The 26199-nt window shown below is 42.2% G+C and carries 27 protein-coding genes; 4 read left to right on the forward strand and 23 right to left on the reverse strand.

Translation table 11 applies throughout. The features are described 5' to 3' along the window. Window positions 1-144 precede the first annotated feature (144 nt). From JMX75_RS11215 to JMX75_RS11245, 7 genes are all read right to left on the reverse strand, one after another. Complete coding sequence (locus JMX75_RS11215) at window positions 145-630, reverse strand: DUF305 domain-containing protein (protein WP_020443003.1); 486 nt, start codon at window positions 628-630, stop codon at window positions 145-147. A gap of 27 nt (window positions 631-657) precedes the next feature. Then, window positions 658-1782: a copper resistance protein B gene (locus JMX75_RS11220; protein WP_201532373.1), complete on the reverse strand. Its 1125-nt coding sequence runs from the start codon at window positions 1780-1782 to the stop codon at window positions 658-660. A gap of 31 nt (window positions 1783-1813) precedes the next feature. Next, a complete protein-coding gene (locus JMX75_RS11225) occupies window positions 1814-3520 on the reverse strand; it encodes a copper resistance system multicopper oxidase (protein WP_201532374.1) in 1707 nt (568 codons plus the stop codon). A 152-nt stretch (window positions 3521-3672) separates the two neighbouring features. Further along, window positions 3673-4311 (reverse strand): DUF411 domain-containing protein, encoded by a 639-nt coding sequence (locus JMX75_RS11230; RefSeq protein WP_201532375.1) that lies wholly within the window; start codon window positions 4309-4311, stop codon window positions 3673-3675. A 156-nt stretch (window positions 4312-4467) separates the two neighbouring features. Then, window positions 4468-5088, reverse strand: coding sequence for a c-type cytochrome (locus tag JMX75_RS11235; protein ID WP_181211007.1), 621 nt, complete (start codon window positions 5086-5088; stop codon window positions 4468-4470). 78 nt (window positions 5089-5166) lie between these two features. Further along, window positions 5167-5439 carry a hypothetical protein gene (locus JMX75_RS11240; protein WP_020443008.1) on the reverse strand — a complete coding sequence of 91 codons (273 nt, stop codon included), beginning with the start codon at window positions 5437-5439 and terminating at the stop codon, window positions 5167-5169. Window positions 5440-5597: 158 nt separating this feature from the next. Continuing rightward, entirely contained in the window at window positions 5598-5882 is a 285-nt protein-coding gene (locus tag JMX75_RS11245) for a hypothetical protein (protein WP_149410012.1), read from the reverse strand. A gap of 325 nt (window positions 5883-6207) precedes the next feature. Between JMX75_RS11245 and JMX75_RS11250 the strand changes: the two genes are divergently transcribed. The 3 genes from JMX75_RS11250 (at window position 6208) to JMX75_RS11260 (ending at window position 9764) form a co-directional block, all read left to right on the forward strand. Then, entirely contained in the window at window positions 6208-6924 is a 717-nt protein-coding gene (locus JMX75_RS11250) for a heavy metal response regulator transcription factor (protein WP_201532376.1), read from the forward strand. A 1-nt stretch (window position 6925) separates the two neighbouring features. Continuing rightward, complete coding sequence (locus JMX75_RS11255; protein WP_201532377.1) at window positions 6926-8413, forward strand: ATP-binding protein; 1488 nt, start codon at window positions 6926-6928, stop codon at window positions 8411-8413. 580 nt (window positions 8414-8993) lie between these two features. Then, the gene (locus tag JMX75_RS11260) at window positions 8994-9764 is read left to right on the forward strand and encodes a DUF5020 family protein (RefSeq protein WP_201532378.1); all 771 of its coding nucleotides are present in this window, start codon (window positions 8994-8996) and stop codon (window positions 9762-9764) included. Between the two features lie 164 nt (window positions 9765-9928). Here JMX75_RS11260 and modB read toward each other — a convergent pair whose 3' ends face one another. The 11 genes from modB to JMX75_RS11315 all read right to left on the reverse strand — a co-directional run bounded on the left by modB (window position 9929) and on the right by JMX75_RS11315 (window position 19517). Continuing rightward, complete coding sequence (gene modB / locus JMX75_RS11265) at window positions 9929-10630, reverse strand: molybdate ABC transporter permease subunit (protein WP_201532379.1); 702 nt, start codon at window positions 10628-10630, stop codon at window positions 9929-9931. Window positions 10631-10851: 221 nt separating this feature from the next. Next, the gene (gene modA, locus JMX75_RS11270; protein WP_201532380.1) at window positions 10852-11679 is read right to left on the reverse strand and encodes a molybdate ABC transporter substrate-binding protein; all 828 of its coding nucleotides are present in this window, start codon (window positions 11677-11679) and stop codon (window positions 10852-10854) included. Continuing rightward, window positions 11672-12163, reverse strand: coding sequence for a molybdenum cofactor biosynthesis protein MoaE (locus JMX75_RS11275; RefSeq protein ID WP_201532381.1), 492 nt, complete (start codon window positions 12161-12163; stop codon window positions 11672-11674). Before JMX75_RS11275 ends, modA begins: the two co-directional genes overlap by 8 nt. Before the next feature lie 61 nt (window positions 12164-12224). Next, window positions 12225-12509 (reverse strand): MoaD/ThiS family protein, encoded by a 285-nt coding sequence (locus JMX75_RS11280; RefSeq protein WP_201532382.1) that lies wholly within the window; start codon window positions 12507-12509, stop codon window positions 12225-12227. Between the two features lie 60 nt (window positions 12510-12569). Then, on the reverse strand, window positions 12570-13076 hold the full coding sequence (moaC, locus tag JMX75_RS11285; RefSeq protein WP_201532383.1) for a cyclic pyranopterin monophosphate synthase MoaC: 507 nt from the start codon (window positions 13074-13076) through the stop codon (window positions 12570-12572). Window positions 13077-13119: 43 nt separating this feature from the next. After that, the gene (locus JMX75_RS11290) at window positions 13120-13890 is read right to left on the reverse strand and encodes a molybdenum cofactor guanylyltransferase (protein WP_201532384.1); all 771 of its coding nucleotides are present in this window, start codon (window positions 13888-13890) and stop codon (window positions 13120-13122) included. Window positions 13891-13892: 2 nt separating this feature from the next. Beyond that, the gene (gene moaB / locus JMX75_RS11295) at window positions 13893-14423 is read right to left on the reverse strand and encodes a molybdenum cofactor biosynthesis protein B (RefSeq protein ID WP_020443017.1); all 531 of its coding nucleotides are present in this window, start codon (window positions 14421-14423) and stop codon (window positions 13893-13895) included. A 48-nt stretch (window positions 14424-14471) separates the two neighbouring features. Next, the gene (moaA, locus tag JMX75_RS11300; protein WP_201532385.1) at window positions 14472-15590 is read right to left on the reverse strand and encodes a GTP 3',8-cyclase MoaA; all 1119 of its coding nucleotides are present in this window, start codon (window positions 15588-15590) and stop codon (window positions 14472-14474) included. Between the two features lie 228 nt (window positions 15591-15818). Continuing rightward, window positions 15819-17108 (reverse strand): gephyrin-like molybdotransferase Glp, encoded by a 1290-nt coding sequence (glp, locus tag JMX75_RS11305; protein ID WP_201532386.1) that lies wholly within the window; start codon window positions 17106-17108, stop codon window positions 15819-15821. Between the two features lie 267 nt (window positions 17109-17375). Continuing rightward, window positions 17376-18575 carry a globin domain-containing protein gene (locus tag JMX75_RS11310; protein WP_201532387.1) on the reverse strand — a complete coding sequence of 400 codons (1200 nt, stop codon included), beginning with the start codon at window positions 18573-18575 and terminating at the stop codon, window positions 17376-17378. Between the two features lie 426 nt (window positions 18576-19001). Continuing rightward, the gene (locus tag JMX75_RS11315; protein ID WP_149410024.1) at window positions 19002-19517 is read right to left on the reverse strand and encodes a hypothetical protein; all 516 of its coding nucleotides are present in this window, start codon (window positions 19515-19517) and stop codon (window positions 19002-19004) included. A gap of 367 nt (window positions 19518-19884) precedes the next feature. On the opposite strand from JMX75_RS11315, the gene recJ reads away from it, so the two are divergent. Continuing rightward, window positions 19885-21711, forward strand: a complete 1827-nt coding sequence (gene recJ / locus JMX75_RS11320) for a single-stranded-DNA-specific exonuclease RecJ (RefSeq protein WP_201532388.1) — start codon at window positions 19885-19887, stop codon at window positions 21709-21711. A 61-nt stretch (window positions 21712-21772) separates the two neighbouring features. Here recJ and JMX75_RS11325 read toward each other — a convergent pair whose 3' ends face one another. The 5 genes from JMX75_RS11325 to dapD all read right to left on the reverse strand — a co-directional run bounded on the left by JMX75_RS11325 (window position 21773) and on the right by dapD (window position 26115). Continuing rightward, window positions 21773-22435 (reverse strand): trimeric intracellular cation channel family protein, encoded by a 663-nt coding sequence (locus JMX75_RS11325; protein WP_011513071.1) that lies wholly within the window; start codon window positions 22433-22435, stop codon window positions 21773-21775. Window positions 22436-22509: 74 nt separating this feature from the next. Then, window positions 22510-23145 (reverse strand): trimeric intracellular cation channel family protein, encoded by a 636-nt coding sequence (locus tag JMX75_RS11330; protein WP_201532389.1) that lies wholly within the window; start codon window positions 23143-23145, stop codon window positions 22510-22512. A 15-nt stretch (window positions 23146-23160) separates the two neighbouring features. Then, window positions 23161-24264, reverse strand: coding sequence for a multidrug resistance efflux transporter family protein (locus JMX75_RS11335; protein WP_201532390.1), 1104 nt, complete (start codon window positions 24262-24264; stop codon window positions 23161-23163). A 59-nt stretch (window positions 24265-24323) separates the two neighbouring features. Further along, complete coding sequence (gene queE / locus JMX75_RS11340; protein ID WP_201532391.1) at window positions 24324-25058, reverse strand: 7-carboxy-7-deazaguanine synthase QueE; 735 nt, start codon at window positions 25056-25058, stop codon at window positions 24324-24326. Between the two features lie 235 nt (window positions 25059-25293). After that, complete coding sequence (gene dapD, locus JMX75_RS11345) at window positions 25294-26115, reverse strand: 2,3,4,5-tetrahydropyridine-2,6-dicarboxylate N-succinyltransferase (protein WP_201532392.1); 822 nt, start codon at window positions 26113-26115, stop codon at window positions 25294-25296. Between the last annotated feature and the right edge of the window lie 84 nt (window positions 26116-26199).

Raw genomic sequence — 26199 nt, forward strand, 5'->3', positions numbered from 1 at the left:
GAATGGTCATGCCGTCTTTAATGCTACGCAGTACTTGTTTGCGAAAGTCGATTGAATAGGTCACGGTTTATTTCACTAAATGAATTGATTATAAACATTGTATCGGTTTTATCTAAGATTGACTATATTTACATACATCAGTGTCTATTCCAGCTCTTCGATCAGCGCTTGCATCTCAGCGATTTCACGCTTTTGCGCTTTAATAATATCGTCAGCGAGCTGTTGCACTCTAGGATCTTCGATATCTGCTCTTGAGCTGGTCAAAATAGCAATCGAGTGATGTGGTATCATCGCTTGCATCCAATCGACTTGATCGACCGTTGCTTGAGAGCGCACGCCCCATATCCCAACGGCAAACATCAACACACTTAGTCCATAAACCATCAAATTAACTTTGGTTTTTTTGTACATATTACCCATAAAGGCGAGCATAATGACCGCCATACCCGCACCCATGTAGAGCGCCATATAAGCTCGGGTTTCGCTAAAGTAGATGTGATCCCACTCATAGGTATTGAAATACATCATGATGTACATCACAATCGTAGACGTCACTATCATCAGGGTGAACTTGATATAAGGGTTCATGCCCTGTTGATGATTCATGTTGTTTTGATCTGAAGCATTCATAGTATATCTCCTATTACATTAATAATATTAGAACCAGAATTTAACCCCCGCAGTCAAACTACTGCTATCAACTGATTCATTATGTTGACGACGCTGATCTCGAGCACTACCAAGCGCTGTCTCATAACTCACACCCACATAAGGCGCAAGTTGGCGACTGAATGTCTCATAAGTGAGCCTCACTTCAGCATCCATCTCGTTAAAACCTTTGGTAATATGATTGTCGCTGTCTTTTTTACTAAAGGCTGTTAGTCCTACTTCCGGTATCACAACCCAGTGCTGGCTCAAACGCCACTCGTATTCTGCGCCAAGGTCCAATCGAACTTGTCCATCAGAATACAGATAAGCTCTGGCATCGGTTTCAATAAAGTAAGGCATAGTACCGACAATACCCGCCATAATGGCAGGTTTGTCATTTTCGGTATCATAAGCAACACCGGCCTCGCCATTCCAGAAGATACTTAGCGGCTTCCAGTAAGATAGTGAGGTCAGACTATCAATTTCTTTATCACCTTCGGTCTTAATACTACCTTCGCTGCGTAAAGAGAGGCGGCGCTCATCTACGCCATACCAAGCACCAACCTCATAATTAATCTGATCGTCATCAAACTGATAACCTAAATCATCTACAGAAACGCCCCATAATGGCATATCACCCATCATCATAGGCTTACCATACTGTCCATAGGGAACGCCGTTTGAGTAGTCGGAACTTCGTGCATCAGCTGGAGCCTTACCACCTTGCATACCTGACATATCCATGCTGCCATGATCCATACCCGACATGTCCATGCCACTGTGATCCATACCTGACATATCCATACCGCTATGGTCCATACCTGACATATCCATACCGCTATGGTCCATATCTGACATATCCATACCGCTATGATCCATATCTGACATATCCATACCGCTATGGTCCATATCTGACATATCCATACCGCTATGATCCATATCCGACATGTCCATGCCGCTGTGATCCATATCTGACATGTCCATACCTGACATATCCATACTACTATGATCCATGCCTGACATCATCATGTCTTTTTTAGCAGTGGACGGGTCAGCAGCATTAGCAAATGATGATGCCAGCAGTACCAATGATGATGCCCCAGCGAACCGTAAACCTACTTTATGTATTTTCATCTCATCTCTCACCTATCAATCAAAGATTTGCTTAAATGACCGCCACTTCTCTAAACATACCGGCTTCCATGTGATAGAGCAGATGACAATGCCATGCCCATCGACCAGCTTCCCCTGTGACATCAAAGCTGATTTTTTGTGCCGGCTGCACCATAATAGTATGCTTGCGCACCTGAAACTCGCCGTTAGGCATGCGCAAATCGCTCCACATGCCGTGTAAATGCATCGGATGGTTCATCATCGTGTCATTGACTAAGGTAATGCGCACGCGCTCACCCGGCTTAATATTAACCGGTGTCGCTTCACTGAACTTAACCCCATCAAACGCCCAGATATAGCGCTCCATGTTACCGGTCAAATGTAGCTCGATCTCTCGGGTAGGCTTGCGCTGCTCTGCAAATATTGCCTCATCGACAGAGCGCAGCTGGCTATAGTTCAGCACCTTTCTATCAATGTTACGCAGGTTAATACCGGGATCATCAAGGTTCATACGTGGACTGTCCACACGCATGTCAGATTTGAAGTCATACTCAGTTTTGGCATGCTTGGCTTTATAACCATTAGCACCCATAGCGCCCATCATATCTGCCATGGTGAGCCATTCTATTTTGTCCATAGCAGGCGTTGGCGCACGAGCGCCTTCTTTGGTGGCAAGCGTTGCGGCGACATAGCCTGAACGGTCTATGTTTTGGGCAAATATGGTATGCGCCTCTTTGGTCGGGGTGACAATGACATCATAGGTCTCAGCCACGCCAATACGAAAATCATCAATCGCAACGGGTGCGACATCAATACCATCGGTTGCCACCACAGTCATTTTGAGACCGGGTATGCGCACATCAAAGATGGTTTGTGCTGAAGCATTGATAAAGCGTAATTTAACGCGCTGTCCTGCCTTGACGATTTGTGCCCAATTAGCCGCGGTGGTTTTGCCATTCATAAGATAGGTGAAGGTGTTTTCGCCCGACAAGTCAGTAAAATCAGTGGGCATCATGCGCATCTGATTCCACATTTTGCGTTTATCAAACGCAGTTTTCATATCCGTTTCAGCGATATCAGACAGTAGCTTCTTGAAGTCTGGCAGATGATAGTTGTCAAAGTCGGCGCGCTGTTTGAGCAGCTTCAAGAGATTATGCGGGTTGCGGCTGGTCCAATCACTGAGCACGATCACGTGGTCTTCTTCGATAGGATGACGCTCACGACCTTTAGGTTCAATCACAATGGCACCCAGCATACCGGTTTGTTCTTGGAAGCCACTGTGTGAGTGATACCAATAGGTGCCTGATTGTTTGAGTTTGAATTTATAAGTAAAGGTGCTGTTTGCAGGAATGCCATCAAAGCTAATGCCCGGCACCCCATCCATCTCAAACGGTACTAGTAGTCCATGCCAATGGATAGAGGTTGATTCATCCATCTGATTATGAACACGTATCACCACCGTATCGCCTTCACGCATCTTTAACGTCGGTGCTGGCAGTGAATTATTGATGAGCGTTGCCATGCTCTTTTTACCGTTGACAATAGCGGACTGTTTACTGACGTATAAGTCAAACTCTTTACCGGTCAATATAGGCACTTTATGAGTGTTTTGGTCACTATTGATAGTAGCACCCTGACTGCCCGAACGACTTGAGTGTCCCAATGCACTACTGGCCATGGTCGGTATCAAGGAGGCGCCAAGGACAGCGGAGGATCCGGTTAAAAAACGTCGGCGGTTCAATATGTTCTGTTTATTCATAATGATGACCTAATTTAATTTGAGAGATGGTGGTTAAGCTTATGGTTATAATATTTAACGATACGTCAATTACGATTGGGAATCTTATTAAGCCGCTTTTAATGCTACTCACATTCAATTTATCCAGATCTCAGCCAAAACAACCATCAAAATTATAGTTGCTGCTGAGGAGAATCAATAGCGGCATAAACTTCTGTGGTGCCGTCTTTATTAAGCTGCATTACTTTATAAGGCATGAATTTATCTTGATATTCCATACCGGGGCTGCCAACTGGCATACTAGGTACGGCAAGTCCAATGGCTTGTATAGGAGGATTTTCTAAGAACTGAGCCATGTGTTTAGCAGGGACATGTCCTTCAAAGACGAAACCGTCGGTAGTAACGGTGGTATGGCAAGAGCGCATTTGCTGTGGTACGCCATAGCGATCTTTGAATAAAGAGACATCTGCCACATCTTGCGCGGTTGCACTTAATCCATTGTCTTTTGCATAGCCTACCCATTCTTTACAGCAGCCACAGTTGGCATCTTTATAGACGGTCGCTGAGACGTTTTTGAGTAATGATGACGGGTCGATTGCAGGAGCATCTGCCGGAGCCGAACTTTCGTTTTGTACTTGTGCATTCTGGGTAGCAGACTGTTCAACCTTTACTGGTTGAGAATCAGAGACACTGGTAGTAGATTGGCTACAAGCGGCTAGTGTAAGGGGTAGTGCTGATACCGCCATCAATAAAAGGACACGACCGGATAACCAGTGATGTCCATTAGAAAACCCGTGTATGTAATGTCTCATCAAATCACCTTTAAGTGTCTGTTATTATGCTCGATACTCTAAAAACTGGACCCTATATTTGTGGTCTTAACTAAAAACGTTAAATGCAGCACCGTTCAGTACTGCATTATTAATAACGATAACGTTTAATGATGATGCTTCTATATACAGACAGGGTTAATGCTGCATTCCAGAACCATCTTCCGACATCTCCATACCCATACCATCATCCGACATATTCATATCACCATCAAATGACATGTCCATCATATCGCCATCTATCCGAGTGGTTAGCATCGTGTACTGAGCTTCATCTAATTCAGGTAGCGATCTGATAAAAGCGACCATTGCCCACATTCTATCGTCATCATGGGAGGCGCCCCATGCAGGCATTCCCGAAGCCATAATGCCATGTTTGATGGCCCAAAAGCTTTGCTTTGCACCATCCTCAGTTTGATAACGTTTGACGATATCAGCCTTGGTAAAGTTGGGCGGCTTCGGATATAAGCTTTCGCTAAAGTCAGTTTGTGCCACTCCCGGAGACAAGTGACAGCCTGCACACATATCTTTATAGTCCGCGCCACCAGAGCTGATCATGTCAACCTGCTCTAAGTCTGGTACCACAATATCTTTACTGGCAGTTTGTATAGAACGATTGCGCGCAGTTTCTAAAAAGCTATACATCATTGGGCTATGCTCTTGGTCTGCACCCACGTTGACAACGCCACTGCTGACAACCGCAAACATCCCAACGATTGCCACAAATAAAGTAAAGAGCACACCCAATAAAAACTTCATATATTTTCCTAAAAACTTATTTCCGTTAATTTCTCTCTGCTATTAGAGAGGAGCTGTGAGTTAACAGAGCTAAAATTTTTAAGATTTACTGTCAGTAGTCACACAATGTTTTTGGTACATTTGCTTCATTTTGCTCATATTGGCCATCATGGCTTTCATAGCAGGGTCATTCATGTCCATCTTGCTATGATCCATTTTTCCCATCATTTGCATGTGCTTTTGCATCTTTTCACAGTTCATTTGATCTTTTTCAGCATGCATTTTAGGGTCATGCGCTAGAGCTGAGGTTGATACAACAAGAGCGATGGCAGTAATGGCGATTGATTTAGTCAGTGCTTTAAATTGCGACATAATTAATTCCTATTGATTGGATTAAGAGCTATTGAGGGTAAAGCAGTTAGACCAGCCCCAATGATACATTATTCATTCTGACTGGCACATGACATTAAGATTACAATATTGTCATCTTCACATATTGGGATTTCAATATCCCAAGTAATCTTTTAGTATTACTTCTCGCTATTATAATTTTTCACAAAATATTTTTCAGATTGCAAGTGTTGATCCTGATGCTGAACCTGACACGCGACTCTCGCATCGACATAACCTTTCATTTGCGCGCTAGAAATTTGTGCATCGTTATGATCTGCGTTCTTTGCAAAACTAGTAACCGCATCACAACTACTAAGAATAGAAGCATCTAAGTTCGTGGTGTGAGCATTGGCCGCTGACATACCAACTAACATTGATACTGAAAGTAAAGCTGCTTTTTTTAATGTACTATATTTTTTCATTTAAAACCCTTTGAATTCAAATAATAAATCATTTAAGTAAGATAATTGCCTAACTCATAGAAGCGGCCTATATCAGAGACAAGCTTCTATGTGGCGTTGATTTAGAATACTAAATAGAGGCTGACAGCTAGATGACACAGACATGACGTTTTTGTTAGAAACAAAACAATACTGTCATCTGCTTGTCATTAGAACTAAATGTCATTATCCGCTTTTATCTATAGAGCGCCGTTATAACAAGGACTTTTGATAAATATATAGATGATAATCTAACAACGTTAGTGATACGCTGTTGACAAATATAATGATATGAAGGTAGGCGACGATGAAAGTACTGTTAGTAGAAGATGAGCAAAAACTTGGAGAATATATTAATAAAGGCTTAACTGAGGCTGGCTTCATCGTGGATCATTATATGACTGGTCTAGATGGCTATCATGCGCTAATGACTGAAGAATTTAGTGTGGTGCTGATGGATGTTATGCTACCTGACGTCAGTGGCTTTGAGCTGATACAGCGCTACCGTGCCGCTGGAAAGCATACGCCTGTTTTATTTTTAACCGCTAAAGATGATTTAAGCGATCGAATCAAAGGTATTGAAATTGGTGGCGATGATTATCTGACCAAGCCTTTTGCTTTTGCTGAGCTGATTGTTAGAATAAAAAGCCTGTTACGTCGTGCCAATCAATCGGACTATAAAAGCACGGTCATCCATACCGCTGATCTGAAAATGGATATTGCCAAACGCACTGTATATAGAGGCGACACCCTTATCAAACTGACTGCCAAAGAGTTTGCTTTATTACAGTTTTTCCTAGAACGTCAAGGTGAAGTACTGCCACGTACTGTGATTGCCTCGCAAGTATGGGATATAAATTTTGACAGCGATACCAATGTCATTGACGTAGCTATCAGACGTCTAAGAATCAAAATCGACGATGGTTTTGACACCAAGCTGATTCACACAGTACGCGGTATGGGCTACAGGTTAGAGCCGCTGGCTGTAGGCGTGGGCGACGATGACAAAGATGATCCAAAATAAAATGAGATATAAATTTAAGAATCGACGTTGGCCGCTGTTATGGCGCACTGTTTTTTTACTGACCATATTTGTTGTCATCTCTCAAGTCATTATTTATATATGGGTTCAGCGCTCTGTTAACGAGCACTTTGAGCAAATGGACTCAGAGATCATTACTCATGCCGCGTTTAATTTGCGCAAACGTATGGTTGCCTTGGGCGAGGAAGTAGAGCCATTAACAGCTTCAAAGTCCCAATCACTCATTGATGACAATCACCTGCATTCTTCTTGGCTAGATTATGATTTAAAAACGCTAATATCAGATAAAAATGGCAAATTATTATCCAGCGATCCCAGTAATTTCATCCATGATTTACCGACCGACTTTAGCTTATTACAACTACGGCAGGACTATCGCGATCAGCAGTTTATGATTAAGATTAATAGTAGACATTATCGAGCGATGGTCATTGCAAACCACGAGGCTTTGGCGCTTATTGCGCTGCCTATCGATGTTCATCATCAGTATCTCATACATTTTAATCGCCAGCTGAGCTTGATACTGATCGCGATCACATTATTACTGGTGTCAATTGCCGCATTAAGTGTCTATTGGGGATTTGCGCCACTTGCTACTATCGTCCAAAAGATGAAGGGTATTAATCCTGAACAGTTACATGAAAGAGTGGTGGTCAGTAATATGCCCTTAGAGCTACGACCATTGGCTGAGTCTTATAACTTAATGATGGAAAAGCTGGAAAGTAATTTTGAATCGTTATCACGCTTCTCAGACAATATTGCCCATGAGCTACGTACTCCGCTGGCGACGCTTGGCACTCAAACCCAAGTGATGTTAAGTAAGCCTCGAGCGAGCCATGAATATGTTGAGCAGCTGCACCATCAGCATGACACCCTTGAGCAGTTATCTACGCTGATTAATAATATGCTGCTACTGGCAAAGACACAAAAAGGGCTGTCTAACTCACAGCTCAATCAGATTGATACCGAGTCAATGTTCACTAAGCTTATTGATTACTATGAGCTAATCGCAGAAGATCGGAATATCTCTTTTGAAAAGACGGGCAACTTCCAAGCTGTGCTAGGAGACGAAAGCTTATTACAAAGATTGTTCGCCAATCTCATGTCAAATGCCATTTATTATGCTGCTAGTGACAGTGTGATTATTATTGAAGTCTCTAGTATTGAGATCCCCACTGTGCCTCATACTGTCACGAGTGATAAGCAAGATATGAGGTTATCTATATTAAATCCTGCATCTTTCAAGGTAGTGATCACCAATCGATTAGATCAACCATTGACTCAAGTAGAGGCTGATAAACTGTTTGAGCGCTTTTACCGTCATGATAAAACGAATACGATGCATTCGGGAACAGGCTTAGGCTTATCTATCGTGCAAGCTATCGCCAATGCCCATAATGGCAAGGTCAGTATTACTATAAAAGATGACTCTTACTTTCAAGTCAGTGTTGAGTTGATGATGGCTAGATAAATAAGTATCAAATAAGAAAATTCGAGCTTCTTGTCCCACTTAGCCAAATAATTAAGACTGTATTTAGATGTTATTGTTTAAGCAAAGTTCGCCTCGATTATTTACGTAATTGAGGTTTTTTTCTGTCTAAAAATTCTCCAAGCATTTCAGCATCAGATTATTGACCACAGTAACAATATTTCTTCCTCCTTTACAAAATTAATATTCCTGACCATTTAGTCAGTTATTTTAATAAAATCATAAACTTAGATGATATCAATAACTTAGAGTACGTTTTTTACTGATATTTGGCGCTAAAATACAGTTGTCAGCCCTTATAAAACATGCTTAACTGTTTCAAAGTGTTAATAATTGCTGCCGAAATAAGGATTACTGAAATAAGTTATTAAGAAAATCTTTGTAGTTTCAGCAGCATTGACGCTTGTTTTGATGACGTTTTATTTTTACTGAAAGCTAATAGCCTTTTTCCCTCTAGCAGTACGGGTGCGTTTTAACAGGAAGTTAAACCCCGTTTATAGCCATGATAACCATGATGGCAATGTTGCTAGGCACCAACGACTGTAAATAAAGGAATACTACTGTGCGTGATCATTCATCTATAAGCCTATCATTAATCACTAATAAGCTAACCTATGCGCTTGTTGCCATTGCTGCTTTAGGCGCTATGAGCAGCGCTCAAGCAAAAGTGCTCTTCACTGATACCAGTATCTCAGCGCTTTACGGTACTGATTATGAGCTAGTGCCTCAAGAAACCTTAACCACCGTTACTTTAGAGCATGCCTCGACCCATACATGGGGTGGTGTATTTTTCTTTGTCGATCGCCATCAAGGTAAAGAAAATGCGGCAGGTAAAGAGTTTAAGGAAACCTATGGTGAGCTTGCGCCCAAACTTAAGCTGGCAAAGTTTGATAACAGCTTTATCAAACAAGTCAATTTAGCGGGGCAGTACGAGTTTGGCTCAAACAGTAATGGTTTTAGTCAAGATAACTATCTGGTAGGTGTTGGCGCGGATTTAAATGTCCCTATTCCGGGTATGAAATATGCATCGGCATCGCTATATCATGCGTTTAATGATAAGGACAATGCTGATGATCAACAGATTACCTTAACCTATGGCTGGGAGAAAAATAACTTTGTCATAGATGGTTATGTTGACTATGCATTTAACAGCGAAGATGATTCTGTGAAAGATAATATCCATATTAATCCGCAATTAAAATACAACTTACAAGAAGTGTTGGGTATTGATAACCGCTTAGAAGTCGGTATGGAATATAGCTACTGGAAGAATAAATTTGGTAGTGACAAAACGCAGAATGCCGCGAGCGCTTTAGTGAAGTTCCATTTTTAAACAGTTATGAATTTTTAAATATGATTAATAAAGCCCTCATGCTAACTTTATCGGTTGGATGAGGGTTTTTTGTTTTGTATGCAAAAAAATCGAAAGTCAGATAGGCTTAAGAAGAAAATAAAGGTGCTAAAAAACCGCATAAATTTTAAATTTGACTCGTGCGCTTATGGGCGCTGATAGAGTCGACTGACACTTGCAATCAGCGCCACCATGACCATACCCATTATGATAAGAATAGCAGACATCATGTGTGCTGCTTCGTAATTCAATGCTTCTACTTGCTCATAGATAGCAATGGAGACCACTTTGGTTTCCCCCGAAATACTGCCACCAATCATCAATACCACGCCAAACTCGCCAATGGTATGCGCAAAGCTGATTAAGCTGCCAAGGATGATACCGATACGAGCTTGGGGTAATGCTACCCGTATAAAGCGTCTGAAACGGCTAGGTTCCAGTAAGCTTGCAACCTCCATGACACTGGTTGGAATGCGTAAAAATTGCGCGTAGACAGGCTGAACAAAAAAAGGCAACGAGTAAATAATAGAGCCAATGACCAGTCCTTCAAAGGTAAATACAAAGGCGCTGATATTGTATTGCAACAGCCACTTACCGATACCAAAATTGGGGCTTAACAGTAACAATAAATAGAAACCAATCACTGTAGGCGGCAAGACCAGCGGCATCGCAATCACGCCCATGAGCATAATTTTGATGCGCCCAATAATCTGACCACGACTCGGCTTTGCCAGCCAATAGGCTAATGGAGTTGCGAACACCAGCAAGCACAAGGTAGTGACACCAGCAAGCTTGATGCTCACCCACACAGGAAGCAGCATATCTGAGATAAGAGCATTAGACATCATAACGTTACTGTTTATTTACCTTTTATCTAATAGCGCACTTTTACCATGTTATATAGAGCATCAATTATAAAGTACCGTTTATCGTATCCTTTTTTTTCAAACATCATGATAAGAAAACACATTTATAACGATATTTAAAGCCTTATGATAAGCGTGCTCATTGATAAAAGACAGTATAAAACGGCTAGGATGGCTTTTTATTCATAGCGGCTATAAATAGATTACCGAACTGCTAAATAACCAGCTCTAGAGAAGTAAGCTTGTCCTGTAGGAGAACGTAGATAATCCGTGAAATCTGCTGCATTTGCTTCATTAGTAATGAGTATGCCGTCTTGTAAGATAGCAGGATAAGATGTTGATGGTAAGAGGTAAAAATGCTCAGGTGTTGCTTTCATTGCTATGACTTGTGAGTGCGCAACAAAGCCATAGTCGACACTACCAGTATGGGCATATTGGAACGCTTGACCGATATTTTCCGCTTGGATAAGACGTTTTTGTGCTATTAGCGCATCATATAGATTTTGCGTTTGTAGATAGGATTTTGCAGATGCACCATAAGGCGCAAGCTCAGGATTGGCAATGGTGATTTTGCTCTTATCATTGCTATTAAGTAGCTCAGTCAATGTGTTTTGATCGAATACACCGACAGCTTTGGTGGCACTATAAATGGACAGTTGCCCTTGGGTATAAGTAAAAGGCGTATGATTTGCATCACCTTTAAAAACCTCATTTAGCAGCTGCGCGGGGAAGTCTTGGTTGGCTGCTAAAAAGATATCATATGGTGCACCTGAGATAATTTGAGAATAAAGCTTACCTGATGAGGCAAAAGTGACTTCTATTTCTTGGTTAGGTAAACCCTTATCAGTTTTGTAGCCTTCGATAATTTCAGGCAATACGTCCGATAAATTGGCAGCTGCAGCGATACGGAGTATTTGACTTGGCTCATTGATATTTTTGATCTCAGCTGGCAAGTCAGTACCTTTTTCTTTAGTACAAGCCGTTAGCATCAAGGCTAAGCACACTGCTGACACTGTTATATTCTTACCCATTATTGCTAAGCCATTTTGAAGAGTCATCTTGGTAATATTCTTGCTTCCAAACGGGAATGTCCGCTTTTATCGTATCTAATATCCAGCGGCAGGCATCAAAAGCAGGATAACGATGGGCAGAAACGACCCCAACCCAAACTGCCACATCACCAATCTCTAAAGCACCAATACGATGAATGGCAATAGCGTGAGTAATTTCAAAGCGCTTTTTGGCTTCTTCGATAATGGCACGCCCTTGATTGAGTGCAAGTTCCTCGTAGCCATAGTAAGTCAAGCGGTTGACGCTACTGGCATTATTGTGATTACGTACACGACCTTCAAAGCATACGAAAGCACCGCAGCTGTCATCATTAAGGGTTTTCTTTAGTCGATTTTCATCAATATCTGAATCTAGTAGCGCAAAGCCATCACGTTCAGCGATGAGATAAGCCTCATCGATGCTATGCTTAATGCGCATCGACTGCCCATGTACTTGGTCTGCCATATATTGTCTCTATTTATTATTCTTAAAATTTTTAGCGATACACATAAGCGTCTAAATACTATTAACCGCCTGCTACTGGAGTAATGAAAACCACGCTATCGCCATGATTAACCTCATCTGTCCACTTGGCAAAGTAATCGTTTACTGCCACACGCAGCTCTGACTGTGGACGGCTAAAACGATGCTTTTGGCGCAGTTGCTCGTATAACTCGGTCAATGACGTAGACTGTGGTACGTTTACTTTTTCTTCATGACAATTGGCTTCATCGGCTAAGCTGGCAAAGTATAAAACGGTGATATTCATCGTCGTATTTATATCGTCACTGCTTTCTATTAAATCGCTCATAGAAGTCTCCATTATTTATTAATTGCCAAGCTTTATATCTATCATATCGCTATGGCGTATTTACGCATGTTGATAGTCAGATTTGCCGCCCGTCTTATTCATCAGATGGACGTTATTGATGATGATGTCGTGAGAGATGGCTTTGGTCATATCATAGATAGTTAGGCAAGCGACGCTGACAGCTGTCAGTGCTTCCATTTCTACGCCGGTTTTATGCGTAACTCTGACAGTAGCAGTGACAGTAATGCTGTTTTGGCTATCGTCGTATTCAAAATTTAAACCAATCTTATCTAATGGTAGGGGATGACAAAGTGGAATCAGGTCATGGGTACGTTTTGCAGCCATGATACCTGCGATATGAGCGGTCTGCGTGATACTGCCTTTTTTGGTCATACCATCAGCAGCTTTGATTTGCTCATAAATTATCGCAGGGAAGATCACTTGTCCCTGCGCACGTGCTTCTCTTGTCGTCGCTATTTTGCCACTCACATCGACCATGGTGATATCACCGTCGCTATCTAAATGCGACAAGGCAGTTTGAATGGGTTTTTGACTGCTGATATTCATTTATCATTTCTCTTAAATGGCTAGTTTCTCTCAGTAAATCTTATTATATGTTACGTAAGGCAATACAGGCACGCTCAAAATCTTTAGGCGTATTAAAATTGGTAATAGATTGCCAATCCTCTAAAAACGTTACAGGCTGTACAATTGGCTGAATAAATTTCATTACTTGGCGCTGCCCATTGTCAATATAATGCTTCAAATCCGGGTCAATACTTAAGCGATAAATACCTAACAATGGATATAAATGATGCTCATCGGTGAGACAAATTACCGATTTATCTACAGCTTGCGTTATATAAGGTTGCAGTTTTTTCCATAAATCGTTTGCAGCAATCAAGCTATCACAGCTAATAACCATCAGCCAAGATGCGTACGAATTTGCCGCATTGGTTGATTGCATAATCATTGAGCTGGTCAAATATTGTAATGCCGCCTCTATGGCGACCAATGCGCCGCCGGTTTCGATCTGTTCATTGTCATTACTAGCAAAATCGTCAACCGAAAGGTAATCAGTGATATGAATGATGAGCACTTGCGGGTTATTCAAAATCAAATCTGGATTGATACCAAAACCACGACCGTTATCTGCAATCATAATAGACACATTATGAGCAGTGGCTGCGCTTAGTTTAAGCGCTTGCCTGACATGATAATCAAGCAATCGCTCATTGGTTGGTAGCATCAACTCAGCTTTAGGCGAACCCATACGTTTGGATGCACCGCCTGCTAAGATGACGATACCTGCTAAGCGATTCAAGTGATCTATATCGCTTGAGCTATTTACACTTTTTAAGGTATTTACAGCATCTGTCATGATTAATCGTGACCGGGGTTGGTACGCATAAAGTGCGGGACAAAATTGCATGGGCGCGTACGGCTATCCAGCTGCTCTTGTAAGATGCCTTCCCAAGCAGTGCGGCAAGCACCTGATGAGCCAGGTAAGCAAAAAATGCCTGTACCATTTGCCATACCAGCTACAGCGCGAGATTGGATGGTAGACATGCCGATATCGTCTTTTGAGATTAAGCGGAACATCTCGCCAAAACCATCTACTGACTTGTCAAACAAGACGCTGACTGCCTCTGGAATGCTGTCTCTAATATAAAACCCCGTACCGCCAGTGGTAATCACTGCATGAACATTTGGGTCCGCAATCCAGCCGCTGACAACGGCTCTAATCTTATAGATATCGTCGGTAATCAGTTGACGATCAGCAAGCTGATGCCCTGCTGCGGTTAACTGATCGACCAGATATTGTCCTGAGCTGTCTTCTGCCATCGTACGACTGTCAGAAACGGTTAATATCGCGAGATTAAGTGGGGTAAAAGGTGCTTGCAGCTTGCTCATGAATGTTCCTTGATAAATATGCTTATTATGAAAAATATTGCTGATAAATTAACCACCAATCATTGACAAGTTATTCATAATGCCACTGTTCGAGTCATGAAGATGATGGTGCTCAGGTTTTATGGGCATAAAACTATGTAAAGTACTGACCAGTCCTGCAACATCATCTTGCTGCAAATGCTCACGAATGTCGTAATTGCCTTGATCAAATAAGCACAGATGCACCTTGCCTTGACTGCTAACCCGTAGGCGATTACAGCTGTCACAAAAATGGGCTGCATATGGGGCAATCAGTCCGATACGCCCTTTATAATCAGGATGACTGTACTCAATTGCTGGACCGTCGTTGCTGCCGCGTTCATGAGTTTGCCAGCCGTCTTCTATCAGATAATTGGTAATGATGTCGGTTTGCGCATGCTGAGCAAAAAATAAATCGCTGTTGTCACTGGTCTGCATAAATTCAATAAAGCGATAAGTGACTGCTCTATCTTTGACATAATCAATGGCATTCATTAAGTTTTCAAAGGCAGTTTCTGCCATCAGAATGCTGTTTATTTTAAGCTTAATATCGGTGGTTGCCAGCAAGGTATCCATATCAGTCAAGAGTTGCGGCAACATATCAAAGCCAGTCATCTTATGGAAAGTAGCGGCATCAAAGCTGTCCATACTGATATTAAGCTGATTTAGTCCGGCTGCCTGCCAACTAGCCAAGTGCTTACCAAGCTTATACCCATTACTGGTCATGGCAACGGTTTTAATGCCTTCAGTGTTTTTGATTGTTTTAATAATGTCTACCACATCACGGCGTATAGAAGGCTCACCGCCCGTAATCCTGACTTTTTTGGTGCCAACTTGAGCAAATCCGCGGATTAACGTAGCAATTTCAGCGACACTAAGCTCATCTTGGGGAGGTTTGCCTTGATAGCCATTGGGCAAGCAATATTCACAGCGAAAATTACAGAAATCAGTAATCGATAAACGCAAATAGGTCAAACGTCGTGCAAAGCCATCTGTTAATGGTTGAGCTAATAATGGTTGAGCTAGGTTAGCTGCAAAATCAGTAGACAAAACTGCCAATTTCGATGGTAAATGATCATCAAAAAAACTAGATGCAGCAGTAGGCGAATACAGTTGAGCATTTCCTACGGTGGGGGCAAGATGGTTCATAGATGATTACCATTAATATAAAATATAGTGTGTACTTTTAAGCGTTGCCTCAGGTTGTGAGTGAAATAGGCTATTCAGGTATAAATATGGCGGATTAACTACAAATAACAATCAACCGTCATTCAATTAGTGACTAACATCAGAGTAGCAGTTAGATAATAAATGTTAAGTTTTACACGGCTTATAGCATAGAGGTTTATTCACTGTATCATTTTTAAGCGACATTCACTATATCCAAGGGAAAGGTTGCACTTGTACGCTTTCGCCAGTGGCTACATTGCCAGAATCTTGTGCCAATACAATAAAGCAGTTGGCATGGCTCAGCTGCTTGATACGGTGTGATTGTTGTTTGGTAAAGCTTTCAACATAAAAACTGCCTGCTTCATCTTGGGTTAAAACGCCTCTTTGGAAGTCCTTACGACCCGCTGATTTTTTAACATCGTTTTTAAGTGTTGCCATGACTGTTAATTGCATGGGTCGCTCTGAATGAGACGCGCCTGCCATTTGCCACAAAGCAGGAATCACAAACTGTAGCGTACCAACGACCGTCGATAGTGGATTACCAGGCAAACCAAAATATAAGACAGGCTTGGCAAGGTTTTGTGTCAGCTCACCAAAGACAAACGGTTTACCAGGTTTCATCGCGACTTTGTAGTGATTAATCTTGCCCAATTGTTCAATGACGGTGGTCAAAAAATCATAATCACCAACGGATACACCAGCGGTAGAGATCAGTACGTCACACTCTTGCATGGCTTGAGTGACAGCAGCCGTCGTTTTGTCTAAATTATCAGGGATAATCCCATAATCTTGAATAGCTATTGGTAAATCAGAGAGCAGGCTTTTAAGAGTGGGGGTATTAGAATTATAGATTTGCGCCAAACTTTTAAGCTCATTGCCAATCGCCACTAGCTCATCGCCTGTCGCGAATACACCAACAATTAAAGGCTGATAGACGTTGGCTTTATCAAAGCCTAAGTTAGCCAGTAAGCTGATATCAGCAGGATTCAGCCGCTTACCTTTAAATAAAACGGCTTCTCCCGCTGCAATTTCTTCGCCTTGTTTGCGAATATGGTCATCAGACTGAGCCGTTTGGCTAAGGATGATTGAGTATGGCTTTGATTTATCAATGCTGCTTTTTATCGCGGCAAAATTGGTGTTTTCTTGCATGATAACGGTATCACATTCATCAGGTATGACCGCACCAGTAAAAATGCGTACTCCTTGACCTGACTGGATATCACCATTATAAGGGCTACCAGCTTGCGATTCTCCGATGATGGTGATGGTAGTATTTGTTGCAAGCTTAGTCCTTTTAGCAATCGCATAACCATCCATCGCAGATAGGTTCTGTCTTGGTACCGAAAAAGGCGAGACGATATCTTCAGCCAGTATGTGATGACAGCTGTCTAATAAATCGTAGTTAGCGACGGCTCTTTTATTAAGCGGATAGTCGTTATTATTATAATTCTCTACGCGCTGCTGTATCTCAGCTACAAGCCCTTCAACCGTAATCATAACCTTGTACTCATCTTATTAATGTTGAGCTATATATAGCATCAGACATACTTTATACCATAAGAATGACATGGCTGACAGGGAATTTATAAGCGGAGTCGTAAGATATGACTGAGGTTGTACGTTAAAAAATAGATAAAAATAGAGCAGATTTTCATATCACTTTACCGAGATAGTTTTTTTATCGCTTGCTCGAAGAAAACGATGCAGAAGCTTCAAAAAACCATCCCAGTAATGCTATTTTGTCATTAACAATTGCTTATAACCTTAAGCCAGCTCTATACTCATTTTGGGACCAAAGGGTTCGTAATGAATGTTATCAAGGACATGGTCAAGGATGATCAGGCTATCAATAATGCTTTCCATAAAAGGCATGGAACCACAAACATAAATATCAGCAAGTTTAGGCAAATTGCTAAGCCAAGCTTCATTAAGAATCTGCCCAGACTCAAAGTAAAAAATGTGCTTTTCTACGTTTATCGCAGTAGCCAATAGTTTATTAACTTCACTATCAAAAGCATGATGCTCTTGGTTTTGGCAAGCATAAACCCAAACGATAGGACGTTTTGGATTGGCGGTAACTTGAAATTCTAACATGGATAAAATAGGTGTCACGCCAACGCCAGCACTGATCAGTACCAAGGGAATATCATTTTGCTGTACCAAATCTTGGTCTAGCTCAAAATCACCAGCCGGTGCCGACAATAAAACCGTGTCACCGACGGCTAGATGATCATGTAAATAATTAGACACTAGACCATGATGCTCATTGCGATTGTCACGTCTAACTGCAAATTGGATACCTTGATCGCTATTGGCTGAGTATAAAGAGTAGTGACGCAGAGCAATATGATCGCTATCTGCTGGGTCTGTTTTTACAGTAATGTATTGACCGGCAGACAGTTTAATCTTGCTTAAATCGATAGTCTGATTGTTTACTAAATGGTCATTTACCGGGACGACGGTAAAGGCGGCGATATCAGTCGCTGCTTCTACTTTTGCCGTTACTATAAACGGTGCAAAGCCTTGCCATATTGCCTGCTCATACATACCGTGCTCGATTTGGATAAATATCGAGGCAATCTCATCATAAGCTTCTGCCCAAGCCGTAAGGATATCGTCAGTTGCTGCATCACCCAATACTTCCTTGATGGCAGCAAGCAGATGCTTGCCAACGATAGGGTAGTGCTCTGGTAGGATTTGTAAGGCGCGATGCTTATGGCTGATTTGCGTCACTTGCGGCAATAATGTCGCTAAGTTTTCTAGATGTTTAGCCGCTGCCAAAACTGTCATTGCCAGTGCAGTCTGTTGACGACCAAGCTTTTGATTGGTTTCATTAAAAATATCAAGTAGTTCAGGATGCTCATGAAACATATTCTTATAAAATACAGTAGTAATCGCTGTCCCATGCTCTTCGAGTACCGGTACCGTTGCTTTGACGATTGCTAATGTTTGTAGTGAAGCCATTGTGGATCCTTTAGTGAATATTCACATTGATAATATTTAGTGATTTAAGATTAATGAACGAAATTAATAACGATAATCAAAATTTCGAACCGCCGAATGAGCCAATAAAACGCAGTGACTCAACACTTAAAAGTCAAATCGTTAACCGAAATTATAAGATTCATTTAAAATGAATCTTATAATATATTATCTTTGTTCTAATATCAATGATGCCATACTATTGTACTGATTCCGTTTGCCAACATTTCTGTATCACAATCTGATTTTATTTTACAGACGAAGGGGTTCGTTTGAGCAAAGTCCACATACATAAATCATTAGTTTTAAAACGCTACGATTCATTAAATGGGTGGCACAAAAAAGCCCTGTTAGGTACAGGGCTTTTTTTATTAAGCGATAGGTAACTTCTTTATTTAAAATAGTACTTTAGACATTTTTGCCGTGTTGCTTTTGCTGAATGTCTTTAGCTAAGTTATAGCATTCATTGATATGGTCAGTAGCAATCTTCTTAAAAATCATATAGCCCATAGTACCTGCGACCAGTTGACCACCAAGTGGGATAAATTTGGTCACTTGCTTAGCAGCGATACGACCACCAAAGCCTTGCACTGTCTTTTTAACGATACCACGAGTTGCCATTAAGCCTGCAAAGTCAACGGTACGATCTTTTAGCGCACTCCAGTGAATAGCGCGTGACTCTAAATCTACCGCTGCTTGGCGATCCTCAAGTAAACCAAAGCGCTCACTGATTTCAGGTAAAAGCATTGTCAGCATGCTAGCGTCAATTGCCACATCAAAAAATGGTACCGGAACGATAGCAACACCAGCAGAGATTCTGGCGCGCTTTTTGACCATGGCGATACATTCTTTTTTGACTTGTTCAAGATTTAAGTTTGGATCAATCGTATTCGGTAGTTTTTCAGCTAAAGGGGTCGTTTTCATGAAATATCCTTAAAATAGATAAAAATAGCAATTAAAAGAAAAAAATAAAACATCAAGCATGGAATAAATAACAAGCAACTGCAGTGTTTATAAGATGCCTACCATTTTATGTATTTATAAACGCCATACAATCGCTGCTTTGTAGCAAAATGCTGAAAAATAGGGGTAATCTGCACCGTTTTTGTAAATGAAGCCATACGCTAAAAATAGAAGTTTAGAAATAAATACATTGTCTAGGTGCGCTCAAATTATTCTATAAGTTAAGTGATGATGGATGTATAAGCAATCTCTAACCTTGCACCGACATGCCAAAAATTACCTCTAAATTAATATTGTGAGCACTTACTAAAGCCAGTAGAATAGCTTCATGCTAAATTTAACTCCCCGTTATACCAGCACTCGCATTGACGAGTTGCCCGCCGCGTTGCAACCACTTGCCGCCCAATCATTGACGCTTGCTCGCCTATATGCTGCTCGCGGTATTATGCAGCCAGATGAGCTTGAGACACAGCTGGCTGGTTTGCTGCCTGCTGAGAAGCTAAAAGGTATCATTGAAGCGGTAGATCTATTAGATATCGCTATTGATGACAGTCAGCGTATTCTGATCGTTGGTGACTTTGACTGTGATGGCGCAACCAGTACGGCGTTAATGATGCGCGCCCTGACTGCCATGGGTGCCAAGGTTGATTTTCTAGTGCCTGACCGTTTTAAATACGGTTATGGGTTGACGCCAGAGATTGTCGAATTGGGTATTAAAACTTATCAACCGCAAATGATCGTCACGGTAGATAATGGTATCTCAAGCCATGAAGGCGTGGCGCGCGCGCAGGCTGATGGCATTACTGTCATTATTACAGACCATCATCTCACCACCAAAGAGACACCGCCTGCTGAAGCGGTAGTCAATCCCAATCAACTTGATTGCACTTTTGCTAGTAAAGCTTTGGTAGGTGTTGGGGTAGCTTTTTACGTACTCGGACGACTGGCAAAGCTGCGCCGCGATGCTGGCAAATCTACCGTACAAGTCAGTCAATATTTGGATTTAGTGGCGCTTGGTACGATTGCTGATGTGGGCGTACTTGATAAAAACAATCGTATTTTGGTCCATCATGGCTTAGCGGCTATTCGTCAAGGACGTGGCTCTCTTGGCATACTAGCGTTACTCGAGCAAGCGGGTCGAGATCCCAAAAAACTACAGGCGCAAGATTTTGGTTTTGTCTTGGGTCCACGTATTAATGCGGCTGGGCGTATGGATAATATGCGCATCGGTATTGAGTGCTTGCTAGCAGATGATTGGGCAACAGCGCAGCGATTGGCACAAGAGCTTGAGCAGCTGAATCGTACGCGTCGCCAAGTAGAAGGTGAGATGCGTACGCAAGCGGATAATATCGTCCAAGCATTAGCTGCTGCTGATACAGGTATTGAAGCTGATGTTGAAGAAAGCGATGATATTATCGTTCAGAATAGGCTTGAGAAGAAGATCACTAATACCCGCAGTATTGTGTTATATCAAGATGACTGGCATCAAGGTGTTATCGGTATCGTCGCAGGACGTTTGAAAGAAAGCCATTATCTGCCAAGCATTGTCTTTGCGCCAGCGAATACTGAACGTACAGGTGCTGAAGATGCCATCAAAGGCTCAGCACGTTCTATTGCTGGCGTGCATATTCGTGATGCCATTGAACAAGTTGCCGAGAGCCATCCTGATTTAATCAGTCATTTTGGCGGTCATGCCATGGCAGCAGGACTGACGTTGAAACGAAGTAACTTTGATGCCTTTGTGACAGCATTTAACGCGGTGCTGGCACAGATGGGGGATGAGGTATTCGCTGAGAAAAAATTCACCGATGGTGCTTTGCAAGCAAGTGATTTTAGCTTATGGTTTGCTGAGCATCTTGCAGAGTCTAGTATTTGGGGACATGGGTTTGCGCCACCGATATTTGATGGGGTGTTTGAAGTGTTGAACTTTAAAGTGTTAAAGGATAAACACCTTAAACTGTCGCTACGTTATCCTGATGTACAGTATCCGATTGAGGCGATTCAATTTAATTTTGATAGCAGTGCTTGGGATTACCGTGCCGAAAAAGTACATATATTGTTTGAGCTGGACATCAATGAATGGAATGGCAAACAAAGCTTGCAGTTAATGATAAAAGATTTGGCGCTGGTAAAAGAGACGGTCGAAGCAAACTAGAGACTTAACGGTACAGATAGTAACTGCGCTAATAGTCACTAAGCGTCAATATTTCTATGCTTTAATATTTCCATTCAATGGTCGGAAACTGCCAGTCATAGCGAATAGCAAGCATACGTAAGGTAAAAATCGTCGCCATTGCTGAGATATCAGCAATCCAAGCGGTCACGCCAATATGGTGTAGCGCAAAGTAAAGGATACCACCTGTTAAAGCGGCGGTGATATAGATCTCTTGCTGTAGCACCAGCGGAATTTCATTGCAAATCATATCGCGGATGATACCGCCGACAATAATCGTAATAACCCCGAGTAATAATGCCACCGGCATATTTGCGCCCATACTATCAGCCACCTTGATACCGATTAAGGTGAAGGCTGACAGACCAATAGTGTCAGAGAGTTTAAGAAATGTATCAACGCGTCTAGAATTGGGGTGAAAGAATATCTGCATCACCAGTGAAGAGATGGTAATAACTGTCAAATAGCTCATATCTACCATCCAAAACAGTGGGTGACGATCCAAAATAACATCGCGCACCGTACCCCCGCCGATAGCCGTCACAATCGATACCAGCAAGCAGCCGAACACGTCGAAATTTTTATGCTTAGCTAATATCGTCCCTGAAATACTACAAGCGACAATACCAATCATATCGAACAAATAAATCAGTGAGCGCGGGTTAAAAGTAGTAATCAAATCCGAATCTAAGGCAATAATGGGCATGAGTTATTCTCATTAAAGCACTGAGATTACAGTGCTGCTAGTTTCTTCGCTCATCGTAAAAACTGGCTAATCCGTTAATCGATCAAACGAATGGAAGGCAAGTGCCAATCGAATTTCAATGCCAGCATACGTATGGCAAAGATGATAAATAGCATTATAAATTCGTTTATTGTCGCGTCTAGCCCCCAGTAGTCGAGCACCACATACGCCAATGAGCCTGCAATACTGGCAGTGATATAAATCTCACGCTGTAATACGAGCGGAATCTCATTACAAATGATATCACGCAATAAACCACCAATAATGGCTGTCCAAACCCCCATCATAATAGCAATCATTGGCGCTATATCTTGCGTCAATCCCACTTTAAAGCCAATCACACTGAAGGCTGCTAGACCAATAGCATCAAAGAACTTAAGCGCGTTATCAATTTTATGATACAGATGAAAAAACATTTGCAAGATAAGAGAGGTGGCAGTAATCACAATGACGTAATTGAGATCTGTCATCCAAAATAAGGGGTGGCGATCAAGTGCCATATCCCGTAGTGTACCACCGCCGATAGCATTGACCAGTGCAACTAATATGCAGCCTGCAATATCAAAACCTTTGTGCTGCGCGAGCAATGTGCCAGCGATAGCACAGGCGATGATCCCAACCATATCCAACACATACAGCAGGATATCGGGGAAAATAAAGTTATTTATCATCGCTATATTTGAGCCTTAGCCATCTTTTGCAAATAATATCAGTCCCAGAATGATAAGCGCAATACCCACCAAGCCCAGTGTAGAAGGAAGGGCATTATTCAGTAATAACATGCCGCCAATTAAAGCAAATATTACTTCACTGGCTTGAGTAGAATCTACGCCTGCCACCTCGCTCGATGTCAATGCTCGCTCACGGGCATATAAAAATATACTCGTCGCCGCCACACCTGCGAGTACTGCTACCAGTAACGTATTAAAAACCTGTGTGGTCGCCGGTTGCTCAGGACGTATGATTAAGCCCAATAGTAACCAAAAGGGTAAACTACCTAGGGTCATTAACCAGACTTTATTAAAGGCATTTTGTAATAAGGTTGTTTCAATCGCAGGAATGCGCGCGATGAGATTTTGTAAGCGTGACGCAGCTTCTCTATCGATAGGTAGGATAGGGGCTTCGGTAATGATGCGTTGGGTATGAGTGTCAATGTTATCATCAGTGTCATTTGGCTGAAGATTATCACGAGCCTGTTGCTGCTCAGCACTGTGTTTGCGCGAATTATGAGACACTTGCCAAACCAGCTGATTGCCAATCGGATAACTGAATGCTGCAATCAGTGCAGGCAGCGCGCCATATAGCAGCATATCAGCCATAGGTACGGTATCAGCGAGAGTGGATGCATGTAAGCCTTCACTGACATTGACCATCACTACGCCGATAAAGACCAATAGAGCATAAATGATAAATTTCTTATCAAATCTTTGCCCAAATGCCACCAACACCAATAAACTTGTCACCACCGTAAACATAAAGGTTGCTGCAACCACCCAGCCTGCAACGTGGTCGCCAGCATAACAAATGCCAGTATAGAACACACCAAAGCCGATACTGCCGGTAATACACCAAAATCGCCAATGCTGAAAGAAAATAGCGCTCAATTCTCTAATACGTCCAAAACCATGCTGCATCGCAATCAGGACAGTAATGATGAGCCACATAAATAAATAGCGCAGACTTGCTGACCAAAACCAGTGCCCACCAGCACTACTCATCATCTCATTTAAAATAAAAGTGGAGCTAAAAAACGCGCCCGCTAATAAGCCCAATAAAATGAGTTTGATCATAGCTGTCCCTTTCTTCCTTGGCTTGCTATTTATTTGAGAATCCATTCAGATTTTAGAGACTATTTGCCCTTGGCATCCGCCCAAATAATCTTATGTAGTTGCAATTGAAAACGTACGGGTAGGGCGTCGGTTAACATCCATTCGGCAAGCTCACGTGCGAGTACTGGCACTTCTGGACTATTATCGTTTGCCGTATCTTCATGTGCCACATTAAACATCGGTGAAAACCACACGGTACCGACTAATTTGTCTAGCTTATGCTCAAACAATTTTTCTTTTGCCCAGTCATAATCGGTGCGATTCATGATGACAAATTTTATTTGGTCATGTTGAGTGAGGTAATCGAGGTTTGACCATAAGTTTTTATCGACTTCACCTGAGCTTGGGGTTTTTAAATCCATCACTTTGCTGACCGCTGGCGGGACATTTTCGACCGTCAGTGCACCTGCGGTTTCAAGAGAAATCTCATAGCCACTATTCAATAAACGCTTCATCAATTCAATGGCATTAGGCTGTGCTAAAGGCTCACCGCCGGTCAAGCAAATACGCTTGCAAGGGAAGCTGGCAATGGTTGCCATGATGGTCTCAAGCGATTGACGTTCGCCGCCACTAAAGGCATATTCGGTATCGCAGTAAACGCAGCGAAGCGGGCAGCCGGTCAAGCGCACAAATATCGTCGGCAGCCCTGAGGTAATGGCTTCACCTTGTAAGGAGTAGAAAATCTCCGTCAAACGCAGACCCGCTTCAGGGTCAGTGACAGGGATGGCAGCCGTGCGTAAAGATAACTCACTCATAATATTTCAAATACAGTTGAAGATTGATCATGTCATCGAGCACATATCAAATAAAAAAGGTTTAATAATCTGTCTAACGCTCGGAAGTTCAGCGCCCAGACAAGACAAAGATTATAACGTAAAGTCCTCTATTAAGCTGCTACCTAACAACAAAAAAGATGCTGGAGCACAAAGCTTCAGCATCTTTTTTTATTCAGACTTTTTAATCAATAATTATATGAGTAGTAATACAAATTTAAGCTAAACGTAATAACTCATTTACGGATGTTTTAGCACGGGTTTGCGCATCGACTTTTTTCACGATGATAGCTGCATACAAGCTATGCGTACCATCTTCAGAAGGCAAGCTACCTGGCACAACAACTGAGCCTGCTGGTACGCGACCACGATGAATCTCGCCAGTTTCGCGATCATAAATACGAGTAGATTGACCGATATAGACGCCCATAGAGATCACTGCGCCTTCTTCTACGATAACGCCTTCAACGATTTCAGAGCGCGCACCGATAAAGCAGTTATCTTCAATGATAGTCGGATTGGCTTGTAATGGCTCTAGAACACCACCGATACCGACGCCGCCTGATAGATGGACGTTTTTACCGATTTGAGCACATGAACCAACGGTCGCCCAGGTATCTACCATAGCGCCTTGATCGACATAAGCACCGATATTGACATACGATGGCATCAATACGGCGCCTGGCGCGATATAAGAGCCTTTACGCGCAACGGCTGGTGGTACAACACGCACGCCAGCTTCTTTAAACTGCGCTTCTGTCCAATCCGCAAATTTCGTTGGTACCTTGTCATAAAACTGGACATGCTCGCCCGCTGCTTGAACGTAGTTGTCATTTAAGCGGAACGATAGCAAGACAGCTTTTTTTGCCCACTGATTAACGACCCATTCGCCATCCTTTTTTTCTGCAACGCGCAAAGTGCCGTTATCTAGCTGCTCAAGCACTTGATTGATGGCATCACGGACATTTTGCGGCATGGTTGCTGGGCTATATTCGTTGCGGTTTTCAAAAGCTTGTTCGATGGTTTGTTGTAATGACATAAACATTCCTAGAATTGATGAAGGTAAATAAAAAACTTGCCGTATTGTCGCTAATTTGGCGACTTTTAGCAAACGTGATAGACG

Source organism: Psychrobacter sp. LFX-11D (assembly GCF_904846475.1).
In the GTDB taxonomy this organism is placed as follows: Bacteria; Pseudomonadota; Gammaproteobacteria; order Pseudomonadales; family Moraxellaceae; genus Psychrobacter; species Psychrobacter cryohalolentis.